Here is a 17,883-nt window from a genome sequence, read left to right as displayed (position 1 = left end):
TTATTTCATTTTACCGCTCTTTTAGCATGCTAAAAATGCAGGGCCAGCCACTGCTGAATTTCAGCGCCGTGGTTGTCGTACAAGAGCTTGCAGCTCATCACCAGTGAAACGATAACGATCATCGGTCGGATCAGCTTTTGCCCGCGGGTCATCACCATGTGAGCCCCGAGGCGCGCACCGAGCACCTGCCCAACCAGCATCACCAGGCCAATACCCCACAGCACTTTGCCGCCAATGATAAACAACACCAGGCTGCCAAAGTTGGAAGTGAAGTTCAGCACCTTGGCGTGCGCGGTGGATTTGGCCAGGTTAAAACCGCACAGCGTCACGTAGGCCAGCGCATAGAAGGAACCGGCACCGGGCCCAAAGAAGCCATCGTAAAAACCGACGCAGCCACCGGCCACCAGCCCGAACGGCAAGGCGCTCAAACGGCGCTGCCGATCGTTTTCCCCCAACCGCGGCGTCAGCAGGAAGTACAGGCCGATGCCGATCACCAATAACGGCAGCATTTGCCGCAGCAGATCGGCGCGCATGTGCTGCACCAGCACAGCCCCGGCAACGGAACCGATCAGGGCCAGCAAAATGGTCAGCTTCTGATCGTTGAGATCGACCGCTCGTCGGCGGATAAAATACAGACTGGCGGAGAGGGAACCGCCCACCGACTGCAGCTTGTTGGTCGCCAGCGCCTGTGCCGGGGGAACCCCCACCGCCAGCAGCGCCGGTACGGTTAACAGCCCGCCGCCGCCGGCGATAGAGTCGATAAAGCCTGCGAGTAACGCCACCACAAACAAAACCCCGAGCATCTCGGGGCCAACGACGAACCAGTCCATTTATACCCCTCTTACTTGAAGCTGCATCTGTGTTGGTTGCACTCACTCACCCGAATCACTTACTCGTGTAAGCTCATCGGGATTCCTTCCCTTACCGCCTTGATGCAACTCCAATTACTTTGGGTATATTATTCCGCAGCGAAATGGTTATCCAGCAAAGCCTGACAGGTCGGCGGTAACGGCGGCGGCACCGGTTTACCCGGTTTGGCGCTCGGCTGATGCGGCACGAACCAGCTTGCCAGCTCGGCACCGCAACCGTCGCCCGGCGGCGGCGTATCCTGTTCTTTACATTCCAGGCTGCCTGCCGGGCAGCGCAGACGCACGTGCATGTGGGCACGATGACCAAACCACGGGCGCACCTTGTGCAGCCAGTCGCGATCGGCACCGGCATCCAGACACAGACGCTGCTTGATCGCCGGGTTAACGAAGATGCGCGTCACTTCCTGATCCTGTGCCGCCGCTTTGATCAGCGATTCAATCTGCGGCTGCCACTGGCGAGCAACCACCTGCTTGCCGTCGCTGGAAACCAGATCGATCGGCTGCGGCTTCAGCAACTGCTGCGCACTCCAACGCTGGCGCGGCAACTGTAACCAGATGTCGACATCAAGCCCGGACTGATGGCTGGCATGGCCGCTGCTAAAGCGCCCACCGGCCGGCATCGCCATATCGCCGATCAGCACCGTGCCCAGATTTCTTTGGTTGGCTTTGCTGCTCAGCCGCTGGATAAACGCCAGCAGATCCGGGTGGCCGAAGTAGCGGCGTTGATCGGGCCGCATCACCTGATAATCCGGTGAGTTCAGCGGTAACGGCTGAGCGCCGATAATGCAACCATTGGCAAAACCGCCCACTGCCTGCGGCGCGCCGGCCACCGGGTGGTCGATCTTCTGCCACGGCGTCAGCGCCAGGGCGGAGCCCGAAGCCATCAGGGCAAGGATGCCCAACATCCAGTTTTTCATGGGAATTACCAGCGTGGAACGTTAGAGACCACATCACCGTTTTGCGCACGCTGGCGCAGCAGGTGATCCATCAGCACAATCGCCATCATCGCTTCGGCAATCGGCACCGCACGAATGCCTACGCAAGGATCGTGACGGCCACGGGTGACCATCTCCACCGCTTCGCCCTGACGGTTAATGGTTCTGCCCGGCACCATAATGCTGGAGGTGGGTTTCAGCGCCAGGTGAGCAATGACCGGCTGACCGCTGCTGATGCCACCGAGAATGCCGCCTGCATGGTTGCTCTGGAAGCCTTCCGGAGTGATCTCATCACGGTTTTCGCTGCCGCGCTTGTTGACCACCGCGAAACCGTCGCCGATTTCCACGCCTTTCACCGCATTGATGCTCATCAACGCATGGGCCAGATCCGCGTCGAGGCGGTCAAACACCGGCTCACCGAGGCCAACCGGCACGTTTTCGGCAATCACGCTGACCTTGGCGCCAATGGAGTCGCCCTCTTTCTTCAGCGCACGCATCAGTTCATCCAGGGCTTCCAGCTTATCGGGATCCGGGCAGAAGAACGGGTTCTGTTCAACCTGCTCCCAATCTTTCAGCTCACAGACCACGTCGCCGATCTGCGCCAGATAGCCGCGCACCTGTACGCCATATTTCTGCAGCAGGTATTTCTTGGCAATAGCCCCTGCCGCAACGCGCATGGCGGTTTCACGAGCCGAAGAACGACCACCGCCGCGATAATCGCGCACGCCGTATTTCTGCTCGTAGGTGTAATCCGCATGCCCCGGACGGAACACGTCTTTGATCGCGCCGTAATCTTGTGAACGCTGGTCAGTGTTTTCTATCATCAGCCCAATGCTGGTGCCGGTGGTCACACCTTCAAACACGCCAGAAAGAATACGTACCTGATCCGGTTCGCGACGTTGAGTGGTATAGCGAGAGGTGCCTGGACGGCGACGGTCCAGGTCGTGCTGCAGATCGGCTTCGGTAAGCGGGATACCCGGCGGTACACCGTCTACGATACATCCCAGCGCCACACCGTGAGATTCACCAAATGTGGTGACGCGGAAAATCTGCCCAATACTGTTTCCTGCCATCGCGGCTCCTTACCCTTAATTATTATCTTTGTGGGGCCCGCCAAAGCAGGCCCGAAGAATGCTTAGCTGCGGTAGAGGCTGAAGTGCTCTTTGCAATCCACCAGTTGCTGCTTGGTCAGCATGAACACGCCGTCACCGCCGTTTTCAAACTCCAGCCAGGTGAACGGAATATCCGGATACTGTTCCATCAGATGTACCATGCTGTTACCCACTTCACAAATCAGCACGCCGTCGTCGCTCAGGTAGTCCGGCGCGCAGGCCAGAATACGGCGCACCAGCTTCAGGCCATCGCTGCCGGCCGCCAGGCCCAACTCTGGCTCAAAGCGGAATTCCTGCGGCAGGTCGGACATGTCTTCCGCATCCACGTACGGCGGATTGGTGACGATCAGATCGTACTGGATCGCGGGAACATCGCGGAACAGATCGGAACGGATCGGGATCACCTGTTGTTCAACGCCCAGCGCCTGAATATTGCGCTCGGTCACCGCCAGTACGTCGCTGGAGATATCGACCGCGTCAACTTCCGCTTCCGGGAAAGCGTAGCTGCAGGCAATGGCGATACAGCCGCTGCCGGTACACATGTCGAGAATATGGCGCGGCGGGTGCGGGATCAGGGCGCTGAAGCGATCGTTGATCAGTTCGCCAATCGGGGAACGCGGGACCAGCACACGCTCATCAACGTAGAATTCCAGATCGCAGAACCAGGCTTTGTTGGTCAGATAGGCTACCGGGACACGTTCGTTGACGCGGCGGATCACGCGCTCAACGATGCGGTGGCGCTCGCTGGAGGTCAAACGGGCGGTGTGCATGTCCTCTGGAATATCCAGCGGCAGGAACAGGCTTGGCAGCACCAATTGCACCGCTTCGTCCCACGGATTATCGGTTCCGTGACCATAGTAGATATCAGCGGCGTTAAAACGGCTGACCGTCCAGCGCAGCATATCTTGAATGGTGTGCAGTTCGTTCACTGCTTCCTCGACGAAAATTTTGTCCAATTTGCCCTCCGGCAGGCACTGTGATTCATGATTTAGCCGCATAGTTTGCCATGAAGCCCGCGACAAATCACGCTAACCCCTTGCGCTTTTCATTCTGGCGTGAATTTTGCGTCGACAGAGACCCGCGACAAGGTAAACTATCGCGATAAATGATTTCCGGTGAATTCCAAATGAAGAACAAGCACCCTCTGAGCAAAGATGAATTGCAGCTCTTCAGAGAGTCGGTAGTAGACGCAAAAAAGCTGCGTCAGGACACCATCGTCCACCGTAAACCCAAGCCTGTCACCAAAAAAGTTGCTCCTCAGCGCCTGCTGCAGGAACAGGTAGACGCCAGTTATTATTTCTCGGATGAATACCAGCCGCAGTTGGAAGAGGAAGGCCCGACGCGCTATGTGCGCCCCGGTTACAGTGCCTTTGAACTGAAAAAGCTGCGTCGCGGCGATTATTCACCGGAGCTGTTTCTCGATCTTCATGGCCTGACCCAGATGCAGGCCAAGCAAGAGCTGGGGGCGCTGATCGCCGCCTGCAAGCGCGAACACGTGCACTGCGCCTGCGTGATGCACGGTCACGGCAAGCACATTCTCAAACAGCAGACGCCGCTATGGTTGGCGCAGCACCCTGACGTGCTGGTGTTTCACCAGGCGCCCAAAGAATGGGGCGGCAGCGCGGCGATTTTACTGCTGGTCGAACTGGCTGAGTGAACGGCAGAAATGACAAAGGGCGATGTTTGACATCGCCCTTTCGTTTTGGCCCCGCCCTGGGGTGCCTTATACTTTAGCCATCACCTGCGATGGACTCACCTGCCACTCAAATTTACCGTAGCTGCCGTCGGCGGCCAAATCGACATTGGCAATTGCCGAGGTCGCGAACATCGGCGGGCATTCGCCCGGACAGAGTTCCGCCACCAGGTAACCCACCAGCGGTAAGTGGGAGACGATCAGCACCGCGTGAACCCCCTGCTGCGCCAGCGCCTGCAGGTAGCTGCCGACCAGGCTGGCATCTCCGCCCGGCGTCAGCTCAGGCAGCACTTCTTCGCTTGCCGGCAGGGTCAAGGCTTCGCGAACCGTAGCCAGCGTCTGCTCTGCCCGCAGGTACGGGCTGACCAGCACGCGTTCAATATCCACAGACTTGGTATTTAACCAGGCCGCCATCTGACGTGACTCATCACGGCCACAAACAGTAAGAGGTCTTACCGAATCGCTGGCCGCATCAAGTGCCGCCTCTCCGTGACGCATAATCAAAACTTGCATATTGCACCGCTGTTGTTGACAAAATAACGCTATACAGAAACGCCGAGCGTGCTGTATCGCCGAGTTTTACAACCCCAAAGCAAACGCTTTGAAACGATAACGCGCCGTCTCTTTATGGCGGCCGGGCATTTTGCCTGAAAGTTCACGTAAAGAAAATGCTGTTTTTTACATCAATGGCGCCTTAACGGGAATTCAGCGCTCACATAACAACCAATTCAACAGGTTAAATTTCAACCTTCTCATCATGAATTTTATTGATGGCGGCCAGCCTTTCACCGCCATCAGGCTACGTTACCTCGTCCCTATCTCCCTGTATAGGGTCAGGGAATACCGGTATTGCAAGGAGTGATAGTGATCACATGCAACCTTGATCCTACTCTAGTACAAATCACGTCGCCGCGCCGCTCAGGTCCCCTGCGGATAGAAGCGTTCACCCTGCTGAGCCATGCGCTGCAGGCGTTCGCAAGGCGCAAAATATTCACCGTGCTGCCGCTGCAGGTACTCCAGCGTTTTAACCACCTTATCGGCCCCCAACTGATCCATATAGCGGAAAGGCCCGCCGAGGAATGGAGGAAAACCAATGCCGAACACCGCGCCGATATCGCCGTCGCGCGCGCTGCGGATCACGCCTTCATCCAGACAACGTGCGGCTTCATTGAGCATCATCATTACGCAACGCTGCGCGATGACGGCCGGTTGTAAATGCGACTTCGGCGTGATGCCCAGCAAAAGATAGACCGAGGTATCAGCGCGCTTGCTCCGCTGACGCTGCTGGCCTTCACTGGGGTAGAGATAAAAACCACGGCCGTTTTTGCGCCCTTTGCGTCCGTCTTTCAACACCGCCTCGAAGGCGGCTGGAGCGGCAAAGCGCGGCCCTAACTGCTCTACCAGCACCGGGATAATCTTGGTACCGACGTCGATGCCCACTTCATCCAGCAGAGTTATCGGCCCAACCGGGAAACCGAAATCCACCAGCGCCTTGTCCAGCGCTTCAATCGGTTCGCCTTCCAGCAGGCAACGAGTCGCTTCATTTATATAAGGAGCCAGAATACGGTTAACGTAGAAACCGGCGCGGTCGGCCACTACAATCGCCGTTTTGCCCTGCTTGTGCGCCAGCGCCACGGTGGTGGCTATGGTTTCTTCGCTGGTGGTGGCGTGTGGGATCACCTCAACCAACGGCATTTTATCCACCGGGCTGAAATAATGCAGGCCGATCACCTGCTCAGGGCGCTGCGCCTTGGCGGCAATCTGGCCAATCGGCAGCGATGAGGTATTGGAGGCAAAGATGGTGTGTGGCGCCGCGTGCTGTTCTATCTCGGCCACCATCTGCTGCTTCAGCGCCAGGTCTTCGAACACCGCCTCAATCACCACGTCCACCCGTTCAAAACCGGTGTAATCGGTCGAACCGGAGATCAGCATCATCTGTTTTTGCCGTTCCGCCGGGCGCATGCGTTTACTGCGTACCCGCTTGCCGAGCACGTCCCAACTGTATTTTAACGCGTGGTTAATGCCCGTTTCGTTAACGTCTTTAATCCGCACCGGCAAACCACCCCGCGTGGCGGTCACACAGGCGATACCGCCGCCCATCAGGCCGCCACCCAGAATGCCGATACGGTGCAGTTCATGAGGTTGTGCATTGCCACCGCGTTCTTTCTTCAAGGAGGTAGAGGCAAAGAACAGGCTGCGCAACGCGGCGGACTGCGGGGTCATGGCCAATTCGCCAAACGCCCGCGCCTCGGCTTCATAACCGCTGGCGCTGCCGTGATCCAGACCGGTACGCACCACCTGAATAATGCGTTCTGCGGCAGGATAATTGCCGTGCGTTTTCTCCAGCGTTTTCTTGCGCACAATGCTGAACAGCAGGCTTTTACCTAGCGGGCCGTTGAGCAAACGCTCCTGCCACGGCAATTCGCGCCGGCTCTGCCAGCCTTGCTTGACCCGTTCGACGGCAGCCTGCAATAAAATTGACTGGGGCACGGCATCGTCCACTAACCCCATACGCAACGCCTGACGCGCCCGAATGTGTTTGCCGGTCAGGATCATGTCCAACGCCTTGCTGGCACCAATCAACCGCGGCAAACGCTGGGTGCCACCGGAACCCGGCAGCAAACCTAGCTGCACTTCCGGCAGGCCGAGTGCGGTTTTGTCATCCAGAGAACAAACGCGACTGTGGCACGCCAACGCCAGCTCCAGCCCACCGCCTAAGCAGGCGCCGTGAATAGCCGCCACCACAGGGACCTGGAATGCGGCAATCTGTGCCAGCGTACTTTGGCCTTTTTTCGCCAGCGCTTCGGCCTCTTTGGCAGTGGTACAGGCGGCAATCATGCTGATATCCGCCCCGGCAATAAACGAATCCGGCTTGCCGGAGATAATCACCAGCCCTTCCAGCGCCGGATGCTGCTGCGCGCGGATCAGTACGTCGTTGACCTGCTCGACAAACTCGGCCTTCAGGGTGTTTACCTTCTCCCCCGGAACATCGATGGTGATCACACCAATGTTGTCCGGACGAAGGGTCAGTTGAAAGGCCGAGGGTTTGGCCCGCTGTTCATGCAATGCGTTTTCAAAGCTCATTATTCCACCTCTACGATCATTGCGGCCCCTAACCCTCCGGCTGCGCAGGCGGTCGTCAGCCCCAGTCCGCCGCCACGACGCTTCAGCTCGTGCAACGTTTGGGTGATCATGCGCGCGCCGGTAGCGGCAAATGGGTGACCATAAGCAATTGAGCCACCCAATACGTTGAATTTTTCCATGTCCACTTCGCCAATCGCCCGGCTGCGGCCCAGCTTTTTCTGAGCAAATTCGTCGCTGGCAAACATTTTCAGGTTCGCCAGGGTCTGGGCAGCAAAAGCTTCATGCATGTCAATGAGGGTCAGGTCGGCCAGGCCGATGCCGGCGCGATCCAGCGCCAGCGGCGTAGCGTAAGACGGCCCGAGCAGCATATCTTCCCACACATCGATGGCGGAGAAGGCAAAGCTGCGCAGATAACCCAGCGGTTGCAACCCCAACTCTTTCGCTCGCGACTCACTCATCATCAGCACCGCTGCCGCGCCGTCGGTCAACGGCGTACTGTTGGCTGCGGTAACGCTGCCGTGCTTGCGATCGAATGCCGGTTTCAGCTTTGCGTAGGACGCCAGGCTGGAATCTTTGCGAACGTTGTTGTCTTCGGTGATTTGCGTACGGTATGGCGGCACATAGGCCGTCATCACCTCGTCGCGCAGCAGCCCCTGCTCCCAGGCTTTGGCAGCCAGTTGGTGAGAGCGGTGCGCCAGCGCATCCTGCTCTTCCCGGGTGATGCCGTGGCTTTTCGCCATTTGCTCTGCGGTATCGCCCATGCGCAGCCCTGTGGAATATTCCGCCACTGCCGGCGGCACCGGCATCAGGTCACGGAACTTCAGTCGGCTAAACAGCTTGAGACGCTGCGACAGGGTACGGGCTTTGTTGACGTCCACCAGCGTGCGCGCCAGCGCTTTACTGACGCCGATAGGCAGAACGGAAGAAGAGTCAGCGCCACCGGCGATGCCGATACTGATGCTGCCTGCCATGATGCTTTCCGCCACGTTGGCAATCGCCTGGAAGCTGGTAGCGCAGGCACGCGACACGCTATAAGCATCGGTATGCACGCTCATGCCGGTACCGAGCACGATTTCACGCGCAATATTCGGCGCCTCAGGCATTTGCACCACCTGGCCGAACACCAGTTGTTCAATCAGCGCCGGATCGATACCGCTGCGGGCTAACAGTTCACTTACCGCCGTTTTCCCCAGATCCACCGCTGGAATGCCGTGATAAGCGGTCGCCTGTTTGGCAAAGGGGGTCCGCAGTCCATTTACAATCGCAATACGGTCACCGTGACGGGTCACCAACGGCAGTGCCTTACTCATAAACGCTCCTGAAGAAAATAACGCCAGCGCAACGGTCAAGAAGAGGTCTGACCTGATGGGGTCATTGTTAACCAAATGTTTACATTTGGCAAACCGGCAGAAGTGAAAACTGAGAGCAGGAGCAACTTTCTAGAGGGGGATTGAGGAGGAAGCGAGCGGCGCGGGATGACCCCGCACCGTTTTAAAGCCGTGATTAACGCAGGCCGAGTTGGAAAATCAGGGTTTCTGCCTGGCAGGCGAAGGTGAAATCAGCCACCAGTTCCACGCCACCGTCAACCGGTTTAATGCTACTGCTGATGTCGCAAGGGTCGGATTCCACACCGCGGGCTTTTTCGGTCAGCGTGGCCAACATTTTTTCTGCATCCTGCTGATTGGTAAACACCTGGCTGTAGGAGGCGGTGCAATCGGTATTGTCCATCACGGTACCGACATCAACACAGCAACAGGCGGCAGTTTCCTGGGCACTACATTTATTAATTGGATTGGACATGATTCATTCTCCTCAGGGACCGCCGTTACGCGAGTCCAAATTGCCATTTAGCTACTGGCGCAAAGACACAAGATTCTGCGTTTATTTTACTCTGCGATGAAACCGATCACTAGCACTTACTTTTTATAGGTGTTTTAAGTGATGGAAATCACAAATGAAAATCGACGTCTGCTAAGGAATGGTAAGAATATTGTTATGCATCGCTGGTTTTTTGTTATGCAGATCTCCTTTTTGATATCAATTTGGAAATATCTCAAAAACATTGTTGCAACATTTTCACAGGTCGGACCTATAATTCAGCCACTGGTCTGATTTGTCTGAATGATAACGGACCCTACAATCCCGCGCTCCTTGTTACTTTGAGTAACATAGTTTAAATAATAAACACATAATGAGGTTTTGGTCATGAGCCAGAAAAACCTATTTACTAAATCAGCTCTCGCAGCTGCAGTGGCAATTATTTCTTCAAACGTGTCTGCCGCAGGATTCCAGCTGAATGAGTTTTCATCAGCTGGTTTAGGACGTTCGTATTCTGGCGAGGGCGCCATGGCGGATACTGCAGCTTCCGCCAGCCGCAACCCGGCCCTGCTGATGATGTACACCCGCCCGGAACTTTCCTTCGGTGCGGTGTTTATCGATCCGGATGTAGATATCTCCGGCAAGTCACCTTCCGGTGCCAGCCTCGATTCCAAGAACATCGCCCCTACCGCCTGGGTGCCAAACCTGCATTATGTTCAACCGATTAACGATCAGTTTGCCGTAGGCGGCTCGGTCACCAGCAACTACGGCCTGGCGACAGAATTCAACGACGGTTACACCGCAGGGGCTTACGGCGGTAAAACTGACCTGACCACACTTAACCTGAACCTGAGCGGTGCTTACCGTCTGAACCAACAATTCAGCTTCGGTCTGGGCTTTGACGCGGTTTACGCCAAAGCCAAGCTCGAGCGTTATGCCGGTGAATTGCCAAAGTTGATCGCAGGTTCTGGCCAGTTGCCACCTCAATTGGCCGGCCCGGTCTCACAGATCCCGGCGGATACTCAAATTTCTCACCTGAAGGGTGACAAATGGGGCTTTGGCTGGAACGCCGGCATTCTGTACGAAGTGGATGAAAACAACCGTTACGGTTTCACCTACCGTTCCGAAGTCAAAATCAAGTTTGACGGCGACTACAAGAGCAGCCTGCCATCCGCCTATAACTCGCGCCTTGGCGCTCTCGGCCTGCCAATGGGCACCGACGGCACCACCATCCCAGGCTCTTTGGATCTGAACCTGCCGGAAATGTGGGAAATCTCGGGTTACAACAAGGTTGCACCGCAGTGGGCTATCCACTACAGCCTGGCTTACACCAGTTGGAGCCAGTTCCAGGAGCTGAAAGCTACCGGCAACAACGGTCAAACCCTGTTTGAGAAGCACGAAGGCTTTAAAGACGCTTACCGCATCGCACTGGGTACTACCTACTTCTACGACGATAACTGGACCTTCCGTACCGGTATCGCCTTCGATGACAGCCCGGTGCCGGCCCAGAACCGTTCTATCTCTATCCCGGATCAGGACCGCTTCTGGTTGAGCGCAGGTACCAGCTACGCATTCAACAAAGACGCCTCTGTTGACGTCGGTGTTTCCTACATGCACGGCCAGAAAGTCACCATCAAAGAAGGTCCATATACCTTCGAATCCGTGGGCAAGGCCTGGCTGTACGGCGCCAACTTCAACTACCGCTTCTAATCTTTTCGATGACGAAGTCAGGAGCGCCCTTCTTAGGGCGCTTTTTTTTGCCCGCCGATCTCAAAGCATAAAAAAACCCGCCATCAAAGCGGGTTCTTTCTCTTCGCCAAGCGAGATTACTGCGAGTCGATCTCGTCCAGATCGCCCTGGATCGCCTGAGCGTTCGGGTTGATCTCAGGTTTCAGCGAGCCGCCGTTCGCCAGGAAGTCGTTACGCTGGAAGTAGGCTTCGCGCACCATCAGGTACGGATCGGAAGAGTTGCGCAGCAGGCCGTCGGAATCCAACAGCTCGGCACGGGTTTCAATCCCTTCAACCACCCATTTGCCCGCCGACATCCAGAAGGTCAGGTAGCTCAGCACCGGATAGACCGTATCCGCCCAGTCACCGCCCTCTTCACGCAGGGTGAAACTGCCGTAGCCCGGCAACATCACATAAGGACCGTAGCCGACGCCATAATGCCCCAGGGTGCTGCCGAAACGGTTAGGCTCTTCGCGAGCCAGTTTCGGGTTAGCCATCCCGGCCACGTCGATCAGACCGCCCATCCCCAGAAGGGTGTTGAGGAAGAAACGGTTAAAGTGGATCATCCCCTTATAGGGGTCGCCTTTCAGGAAGGAGTTGACCATGCTGGCCGGCTCTTCCAGGTTAGACGTAAAGTTGCTTATCCCATTACGCGCCGGCATGGGCAGGTAGTTGCGCCAGGCCACGGCCACCGGGCGAAGTACATACGGATCCAGGACGTTATAGTTGAAGTTGAACATCGTCCGGTTAAATCCTTCCAGAGGATCGGATCGCCCTTGTGGTTCATCTTGTGGCGCGCTGGCACAGCCCACCAATAACACCGTTGTGAAAGCCAGCCCAGTCAGGCGAAAGTTCATATTTTTCTCCATAAAAACACGTTCGGTCTTTTTATTTAAGGGACCTGTTTGTTTATCTGAACGTCAATCTGCTCTTTACCGCTGAAATTCTGCAGCGCACTCTCGCCGAACCAATCACCCGCCTGTGGCGTGGCCAGACCATCCTGAGAAATTCGCACCCGCACCTTGACCTGATGCTGAGCCGAAAGCAGGCGTTCAGGCATCATGGCGTTGCTGTCATCCAGAGAAAATGACAGCGGGAAACGGCTTAAGGGCAGTTGTTTTACCGCAACCGGCACTGGATTGGTGCCATCGGTCACTGAAATTACCAGCGTCCCCTGCTGCGGCAAAGCGTTCGTCGCCTGTGGCGATAACGTCACGTTAATGCCAAGTTTAACAGTTTCTTCGCCCGCCTGTGTTTTTGCTTGTTCAATGCTGCGCTTTATCACTTCGGCGCGTTGATCATTGGCTGGCAACAACTTCAGCATAACCTGCCAGGCGCCAATCGCCTGCTTGAAATCCCCCTGTTCGAAGGCGTTGAACGCCAACAGGCTCAGCACGCGCATATTGGTGTGATCTTCGGCGATCATCTTGCGCAGCATCTGAGTGGCCTGCTTGTTATCCTCCGGATCGCTGGATCTCGTCAAGACTTCTGCATAGCCGAGACGGACTTCCAGACTATTCGGATCAAGTTGATAAGCATGAGCAAATGCCTGAGTGGCGGTGGTGGCATTATTCAGCGCCATCCCCACACGACCCAGCATCATCCAGTCGTTGATATTGCGATCGTCCTGCTGCAACGCGGTACGCAGCCCCAGCCCGAGGCGAGCAATCTCTTCCATGCTCAACGGTTGGGCGCGCTCATTAGCGACGCGCGCGCGCAGATCCGGCATTTGCGCCTCGACCTGTTGCCAGTCCAATACCTGCGCCAACCCACCGGTTTTCAGATAAAAGCCAAGGGTGACCACCACCAGCAAGGCAACCCCAGGCACCAATGCCCAGCGGTTAATGGGTTTCTCCTGCGTATCCTGCTGGCCGGGGATGTCATTGAGCAGGTTTTGCTGCAGCTCTTTCACCAGTTCAGGGCGCTCAGCAACCACGCCCTGCTGTTCGTCCTGCTCCAGCTCATGCAGACGATCCTGATAAAACGCCTTGTTCAGCGTATCGCGGCTCGCAGCGGTGCTTTTACCGCTATGGCGCATCGCCGGTACCACCAGCAACGCCGCAGCGCCCACCAGCAGGACAATAATAATCAGCCAAAAAGCCATTAGGGTTTCTTCCTGTCAGTCTCTTTCAGCAGCGCCGCCAGACGCTGTTGCTCCTGCTCGGAGAATTCATCGTTAGCGTTAACAGCACCGGTACGACGGTGGCGGGTGCGCAGTATCACTACCGCACCGCCGATCAACACAAACAGCAACGGGCCTACCCACAGGATCAGCGTCGCCGGGGTCACCGGCGGTTCGTAGGTGACGAAATTACCGTAGCGCGCCACCATATAGTCGATAATCTGCTGCTTGTTCTGCCCCTGCATCATCAACTCGTACACCTTGGTACGCATATCGGCCGCGATGATGGCGTTAGAGTCGGCGATGCTGTTGTTCTGGCATTTCGGGCAACGCAGCTGTTCGGTCAGCTCCCGGTATTGCTGTTCCTGCTCGACCGAATTGAACCGATAAGTGTCGATAGCCGCCGCGGCGCTCCAACTCAGTAACGCGGCAAATATCAGGGTCAGCAGCCTCATGCCTCACCCCCATATTTTTTGTACAGCGGCAGCACTTCCTGCTGCCAAACGCGCTCGTTCATGTCTCCGGCGTGGCGGTAGCGGATAATGCCCTGCCCGTCGATCAGGAAGGTTTCCGGTGCGCCGTACACGCCCAAATCCAACCCCAGCATGCCGTCGCCGTCGTACAGGCTGAGCGCGTATGGGTTGCCCAGCGAGTTCAGCCAGGTCACCGCTTTGCCGCGATCGTCTTTATAGTTCAGCCCCACCACGCGAATGCCGCGCGCGGCCAGCGTATTGAGGTATTGATGTTCGGCGCGGCACGTCGGGCACCAGGTCGCCCAGACGTTCAGCAGCATGGGTTTGCCATTGCGCAGCACCGCTTGGTCGTAAGTTTTGCCAGGCTGGTCGAGGGATTCCAGCTTGAAAGCCGGCACCGGCTTGCCGATCAACGCCGATTCCAGCATGGTCGGGTCTTCGCCACCGGCGTTGCGCGTCAGCTGCACCATAAACGCCGCCACCAGCAGCAGGAACAGGATTAATGGGATAAACAGCAACTTACGGTTCATGCCTGCTCCTCCAGCTTGCCTTCACGCTTGAGTTTTTTGCTCATCCGATAGCGCGGATCGAGTATGCACAGGATACCGCCCAGCGCCATAAACACCCCGCCGAACCAGATCCAGCGTACGAAAGGTTTGTAGTACAACCGCACTGCCCAAGAGCCGTCGTCCAGCTCTTCGCCCAGCGCGGCGTACAGGTCGCGGCTGAAGCCGCCGTCAATCGCCGCTTCGGTCATCATGCTGCGCGCCACGCTGTAATAGCGTTTTTCCGCGTGCAACGTCGCTTCCGGTTTGCCGTTGCGCGTGACATCGATAATGCCGACGCCGCCGCTGTAGTTCGGCCCACGAATATCGTGCACGTCACGGAACACAAAGTGATAGTTATGGATATCCACGCTGTCGCCGGCTTTCATGCGGACATCACGTTCCACACTGTAGTTTTGGCTGAAGGCAATGCCGATTACCGTTACCGCCACGCCAAGGTGACCCAGCACCATCCCCCAGTGGCTGCGGGAAAGATGGCTCAGCCCACGCCAGAAACCGTGGCGATGCGTTGCACGTTCGTGCAGTTCCATCAGCGTCAGGATTATCACCCAAACGGCCATGATCAGCCCCACCACCGTCATGCCGGCGATGCTGTCTTGCAACAGCCACGGCAGCAGGATCGACAGCACCAGCGTAATCACCAGCGCCACGCTCAGGCGACGCCACAACTTGGTCGGCTCGTCGCGGCGCCAACGCACCAACGGGCCAATCCCCATCAGTAACGCCATCGGTGCCATCAGCCAGGTGAACATGGTGTTGAAGAACGGTTCGCCGATAGAAATGCTGCCCAGGCCCAACTGCTTATGCACCAGCGGCAGCAGCGTCCCCAACAGCACCACCAGCATGGCGGCGATCAGCAGTACGTTATTGCCCAGCAAGAAGGTTTCACGCGAGAAGGTTTCGTGCTGCACCCGGCTGCGCACTTGCCCGCCCTTGACCGCATACAGCAGCAGAGAACCGCCTATCACGATCACCAGATAAGCGAGGATAAACATGCCGCGTGCCGGGTCGGAAGCAAAGGAGTGCACCGAAACCAGCACCCCGGAGCGCACCAGGAAGGTGCCCAGCAGGCACAATGAGAAGGCGGTAATCGCCAGCAATACCGTCCAGGCTTTGAAAGTGCCGCGTTTCTCGGTCACCGCCAACGAGTGCATCAGCGCGGTACCGGCCAGCCACGGCATAAATGAAGCGTTCTCGACCGGATCCCAGAACCACCAGCCGCCCCAGCCCAGTTCATAATAGGCCCAGGCGGAGCCCAGCACGATGCCCATGGTGAGGAACACCCAGGCGGCCGTGGTCCACGGCCGCGACCAGCGTGCCCAGGCCGTATCCAGGCGACCGGCCATCAGTGAAGCGATGGCGAAAGCAAAGGCCACCGAGAAACCGACATACCCCATGTACAGCAGCGGCGGATGGAAAATCAGGCCGATATCCTGCAGCAGCGGGTTAAGGTCGCTACCGTCGATCGGGAAGTTCGGCAGCGTACGGGTGAAGGGGTTGGAGGTCATGATGATAAACAGCAGGAAACCTGCCGTGATCATGCCCATCACCGACAATACGCGCGCCACGGCATCTTGCGGCATCGAACGGCTGCACAGCGCCACCGCCAGCGACCAGCAGCTCAGCAACAGCACCCACAGCAGCAGCGATCCCTCGTGGGCGCCCCAGGTGGCGGCAATACGGTAATACACCGGCAGTTGGGTGTTGGAGTTGGCGGCCACATAGGCCACGGTAAAGTCATTAACGACAAAGGCGTGCACCAGACAGATGAACGCCAGGGCGATAGCCGCAAACATGCCGTAGGTCAGTGGGCGCGCCACCGCCATCATGCGACGGTCCTGACGCGCCGCGCCCCACTGCGGGTAAATGCTCAGCAGCAGCGAAATCGCCAGCGCCAGGCATAGCAGAAAACTTCCCGTTTCCGGCATCATGATTTAGCGCCCTCGTTCTGCGGGGTGGCGTAGGCCGAAGCCGGTCCCTTATGGTTTTCTTTCATCGCGTCGGCCACTTCCGGCGGCGTGTATTTTTCATCGTGTTTCGCCAACACTTCACGCGCATTCACCACGTTGCCTTCGCCCAGCACGCCCTGTGCCACCACGCCCTGCCCCTCACGGAACAGATCCGGCAGAATGCCGGTGTAAGTGACGTCGATTGCACCGCGTGCATCATAAACTTTGAAACTGACCTGCAGCGTTTTCTGATCGCGCTTTACCGAACCCGGCATCACCATGCCACCGATGCGCAGGCGTTGGCCCACCTCCGGCTTCTCATGATTTTCGCCCTTGCCCTGCAGAATTTCGCTTGGGGTATAAAACAGATCGATGTTGGAGCGCAGCGCATACAGCATCAGGGTCGCGGTCAGCGCAACGCCGATCAGCACTACGATCGCCAAATACAGGCGACTTTTACGACGAGGATTCACAATGATTTCTCCCGCGGGTTAGCGGTTTTTTGTTTCGACTGCTGCGAATGACGAATACGTCGTTCGCGTGCCTGACGGCGTCCAATCTCATCCAGCAATTGCCGGCGCTGCCAGAAAGTGTGGGCCACCAGCCCCAGCAACGAGAGCAGGGTTACGGCTACCGCCAACCAAACGTAGAAGGCATAGCCGCCCATGGCGAAAAACGCCTGCCAGGAAGTAAAGGCTGCATTCATGGTTGACGCTCCTTGTTAACCAGCCCTGCCACCCAAGGGCGCTGGCGTTCCTGAGACAAAATCAGATTGCGCAAGCGCAGCAAGGTGAGAGTGATGAAAAACAGCAGGTAACCGAGGATTGCCCAACGCAGCGGGGTGCGCATGCTTGGCGCGATGCTCTGTTGCATATTGGTGGAACCCTGATGCAGCGTGTTCCACCATTCGACCGAGAAGTGAATGATCGGGATGTTCACCACCCCGACCAGCACCAGAATGCCGGCGGCGCGGCCCGCCAGGCGGCGGTCCTCAAAGGCGTTGTACAGCGCAATGATGCCAATATAAAGAAACAGCAACACCAGTTCAGACGTCAGGCGGGCGTCCCACACCCACCAGGTACCCCACATCGGCTTGCCCCAGGCGGAGCCGGTGACCAGCGCAATAAAGGTAAACACCGCGCCGACCGGTGCCATCGCCGCCACCACGGTATCGGACATTTTCATCTGCCACACCAGGCCGATAAACGCCGCTACCGCCATTGAGCCATAGATCCCCATCGACCACATCGCCGCCGGCACATGGATATACATGATGCGGAAGCTATCGCCCTGCTGGTAATCCTTGGGTGCGAAACCGAATCCCCAGACCCAGCCCAGCAACAGGCAAGCCGCTCCGGCTAGTCCCAGCCAGGGGATAAAGCGGCCACAGACGTGATACAGCCGTTCAGGCTGGGCAAACTGATGTAACCATTTCCACATTGTCGTCATTGCTCACGGTAAATTTATACGGTGGCCGCCCCGTTTACCGGGGCGACGAAAATTGCTTGTGCGGTGGAACACGCTCTTGATGGCG

At 57.3% G+C, this 17,883-nt stretch carries 18 protein-coding genes; 2 read left to right on the top strand and 16 right to left on the bottom strand.

Going from position 1 to position 17,883, the window contains the following annotated elements:
- Nucleotides 1–29: 29 nt before the first annotated feature.
- The 4 genes from ACMGG1_RS06250 to prmB all read right to left on the bottom strand — a co-directional run bounded on the left by ACMGG1_RS06250 (nucleotide 30) and on the right by prmB (nucleotide 3,872).
- Nucleotides 30–830: a sulfite exporter TauE/SafE family protein gene (locus ACMGG1_RS06250; RefSeq protein ID WP_046373022.1), complete on the bottom strand. Its 801-nt coding sequence runs from the start codon at nucleotides 828–830 to the stop codon at nucleotides 30–32.
- Between the two features lie 128 nt (nucleotides 831–958).
- Complete coding sequence (gene mepA, locus ACMGG1_RS06245; RefSeq protein WP_115058389.1) at nucleotides 959–1,786, bottom strand: penicillin-insensitive murein endopeptidase; 828 nt, start codon at nucleotides 1,784–1,786, stop codon at nucleotides 959–961.
- A gap of 5 nt (nucleotides 1,787–1,791) precedes the next feature.
- Nucleotides 1,792–2,877 (bottom strand): chorismate synthase, encoded by a 1,086-nt coding sequence (aroC, locus tag ACMGG1_RS06240; RefSeq protein WP_020827910.1) that lies wholly within the window; start codon nucleotides 2,875–2,877, stop codon nucleotides 1,792–1,794.
- Between the two features lie 62 nt (nucleotides 2,878–2,939).
- Nucleotides 2,940–3,872: a 50S ribosomal protein L3 N(5)-glutamine methyltransferase gene (gene prmB / locus ACMGG1_RS06235; RefSeq protein ID WP_041415542.1), complete on the bottom strand. Its 933-nt coding sequence runs from the start codon at nucleotides 3,870–3,872 to the stop codon at nucleotides 2,940–2,942.
- Between the two features lie 170 nt (nucleotides 3,873–4,042).
- On the opposite strand from prmB, the gene smrB reads away from it, so the two are divergent.
- The gene (smrB, locus tag ACMGG1_RS06230) at nucleotides 4,043–4,573 is read left to right on the top strand and encodes an endonuclease SmrB (protein WP_187961723.1); all 531 of its coding nucleotides are present in this window, start codon (nucleotides 4,043–4,045) and stop codon (nucleotides 4,571–4,573) included.
- A gap of 66 nt (nucleotides 4,574–4,639) precedes the next feature.
- Here the strand turns inward: smrB and sixA are convergent, their stop codons facing one another.
- The 4 genes from sixA to ACMGG1_RS06210 form a co-directional block, all read right to left on the bottom strand.
- The gene (sixA, locus tag ACMGG1_RS06225) at nucleotides 4,640–5,122 is read right to left on the bottom strand and encodes a phosphohistidine phosphatase SixA (protein ID WP_041414795.1); all 483 of its coding nucleotides are present in this window, start codon (nucleotides 5,120–5,122) and stop codon (nucleotides 4,640–4,642) included.
- Between the two features lie 405 nt (nucleotides 5,123–5,527).
- Nucleotides 5,528–7,693 (bottom strand): fatty acid oxidation complex subunit alpha FadJ, encoded by a 2,166-nt coding sequence (gene fadJ / locus ACMGG1_RS06220; RefSeq protein WP_048762974.1) that lies wholly within the window; start codon nucleotides 7,691–7,693, stop codon nucleotides 5,528–5,530.
- Nucleotides 7,693–9,003: an acetyl-CoA C-acyltransferase FadI gene (gene fadI, locus ACMGG1_RS06215; protein ID WP_044552712.1), complete on the bottom strand. Its 1,311-nt coding sequence runs from the start codon at nucleotides 9,001–9,003 to the stop codon at nucleotides 7,693–7,695. The genes fadJ and fadI overlap by 1 nt, the downstream gene beginning before the upstream one ends.
- 193 nt (nucleotides 9,004–9,196) lie before the next feature.
- On the bottom strand, nucleotides 9,197–9,493 hold the full coding sequence (locus ACMGG1_RS06210; RefSeq protein ID WP_142814749.1) for a YfcZ/YiiS family protein: 297 nt from the start codon (nucleotides 9,491–9,493) through the stop codon (nucleotides 9,197–9,199).
- Nucleotides 9,494–9,898: 405 nt separating this feature from the next.
- On the opposite strand from ACMGG1_RS06210, the gene fadL reads away from it, so the two are divergent.
- The gene (fadL, locus tag ACMGG1_RS06205; protein ID WP_048762973.1) at nucleotides 9,899–11,221 is read left to right on the top strand and encodes a long-chain fatty acid transporter FadL; all 1,323 of its coding nucleotides are present in this window, start codon (nucleotides 9,899–9,901) and stop codon (nucleotides 11,219–11,221) included.
- Between the two features lie 116 nt (nucleotides 11,222–11,337).
- Here fadL and mlaA read toward each other — a convergent pair whose 3' ends face one another.
- Genes mlaA through ACMGG1_RS06165 form a run of 8 tightly spaced genes read right to left on the bottom strand, consistent with a single transcriptional unit; the run spans nucleotide 11,338 to nucleotide 17,789 of the window.
- Nucleotides 11,338–12,096, bottom strand: coding sequence for a phospholipid-binding lipoprotein MlaA (gene mlaA / locus ACMGG1_RS06200; protein ID WP_020827918.1), 759 nt, complete (start codon nucleotides 12,094–12,096; stop codon nucleotides 11,338–11,340).
- A gap of 35 nt (nucleotides 12,097–12,131) precedes the next feature.
- Nucleotides 12,132–13,343, bottom strand: coding sequence for a c-type cytochrome biogenesis protein CcmI (gene ccmI, locus ACMGG1_RS06195; protein ID WP_414161222.1), 1,212 nt, complete (start codon nucleotides 13,341–13,343; stop codon nucleotides 12,132–12,134).
- Nucleotides 13,343–13,816, bottom strand: a complete 474-nt coding sequence (locus ACMGG1_RS06190; RefSeq protein ID WP_020827920.1) for a cytochrome c-type biogenesis protein CcmH — start codon at nucleotides 13,814–13,816, stop codon at nucleotides 13,343–13,345. Before ACMGG1_RS06190 ends, ccmI begins: the two co-directional genes overlap by 1 nt.
- The gene (locus ACMGG1_RS06185; RefSeq protein WP_020827921.1) at nucleotides 13,813–14,364 is read right to left on the bottom strand and encodes a DsbE family thiol:disulfide interchange protein; all 552 of its coding nucleotides are present in this window, start codon (nucleotides 14,362–14,364) and stop codon (nucleotides 13,813–13,815) included. The genes ACMGG1_RS06190 and ACMGG1_RS06185 overlap by 4 nt, the downstream gene beginning before the upstream one ends.
- Complete coding sequence (locus ACMGG1_RS06180; protein WP_020827922.1) at nucleotides 14,361–16,331, bottom strand: heme lyase CcmF/NrfE family subunit; 1,971 nt, start codon at nucleotides 16,329–16,331, stop codon at nucleotides 14,361–14,363. The genes ACMGG1_RS06185 and ACMGG1_RS06180 overlap by 4 nt, the downstream gene beginning before the upstream one ends.
- Nucleotides 16,328–16,822, bottom strand: a complete 495-nt coding sequence (gene ccmE, locus ACMGG1_RS06175) for a cytochrome c maturation protein CcmE (protein ID WP_012146100.1) — start codon at nucleotides 16,820–16,822, stop codon at nucleotides 16,328–16,330. Before ccmE ends, ACMGG1_RS06180 begins: the two co-directional genes overlap by 4 nt.
- Complete coding sequence (gene ccmD / locus ACMGG1_RS06170; RefSeq protein WP_020827923.1) at nucleotides 16,819–17,055, bottom strand: heme exporter protein CcmD; 237 nt, start codon at nucleotides 17,053–17,055, stop codon at nucleotides 16,819–16,821. The genes ccmE and ccmD overlap by 4 nt, the downstream gene beginning before the upstream one ends.
- Nucleotides 17,052–17,789 carry a heme ABC transporter permease gene (locus ACMGG1_RS06165; RefSeq protein ID WP_020827924.1) on the bottom strand — a complete coding sequence of 246 codons (738 nt, stop codon included), beginning with the start codon at nucleotides 17,787–17,789 and terminating at the stop codon, nucleotides 17,052–17,054. The genes ccmD and ACMGG1_RS06165 overlap by 4 nt, the downstream gene beginning before the upstream one ends.
- Nucleotides 17,790–17,883 lie beyond the last annotated feature (94 nt).

Source organism: Serratia sp. BNK-12, assembly GCF_047456085.1.
Lineage (GTDB): Bacteria > Pseudomonadota > Gammaproteobacteria > Enterobacterales > Enterobacteriaceae > Serratia > Serratia liquefaciens.
Note: the sequence above shows the minus strand (reverse complement) of the source record. Positions and strands in the feature narration are given on the sequence as shown.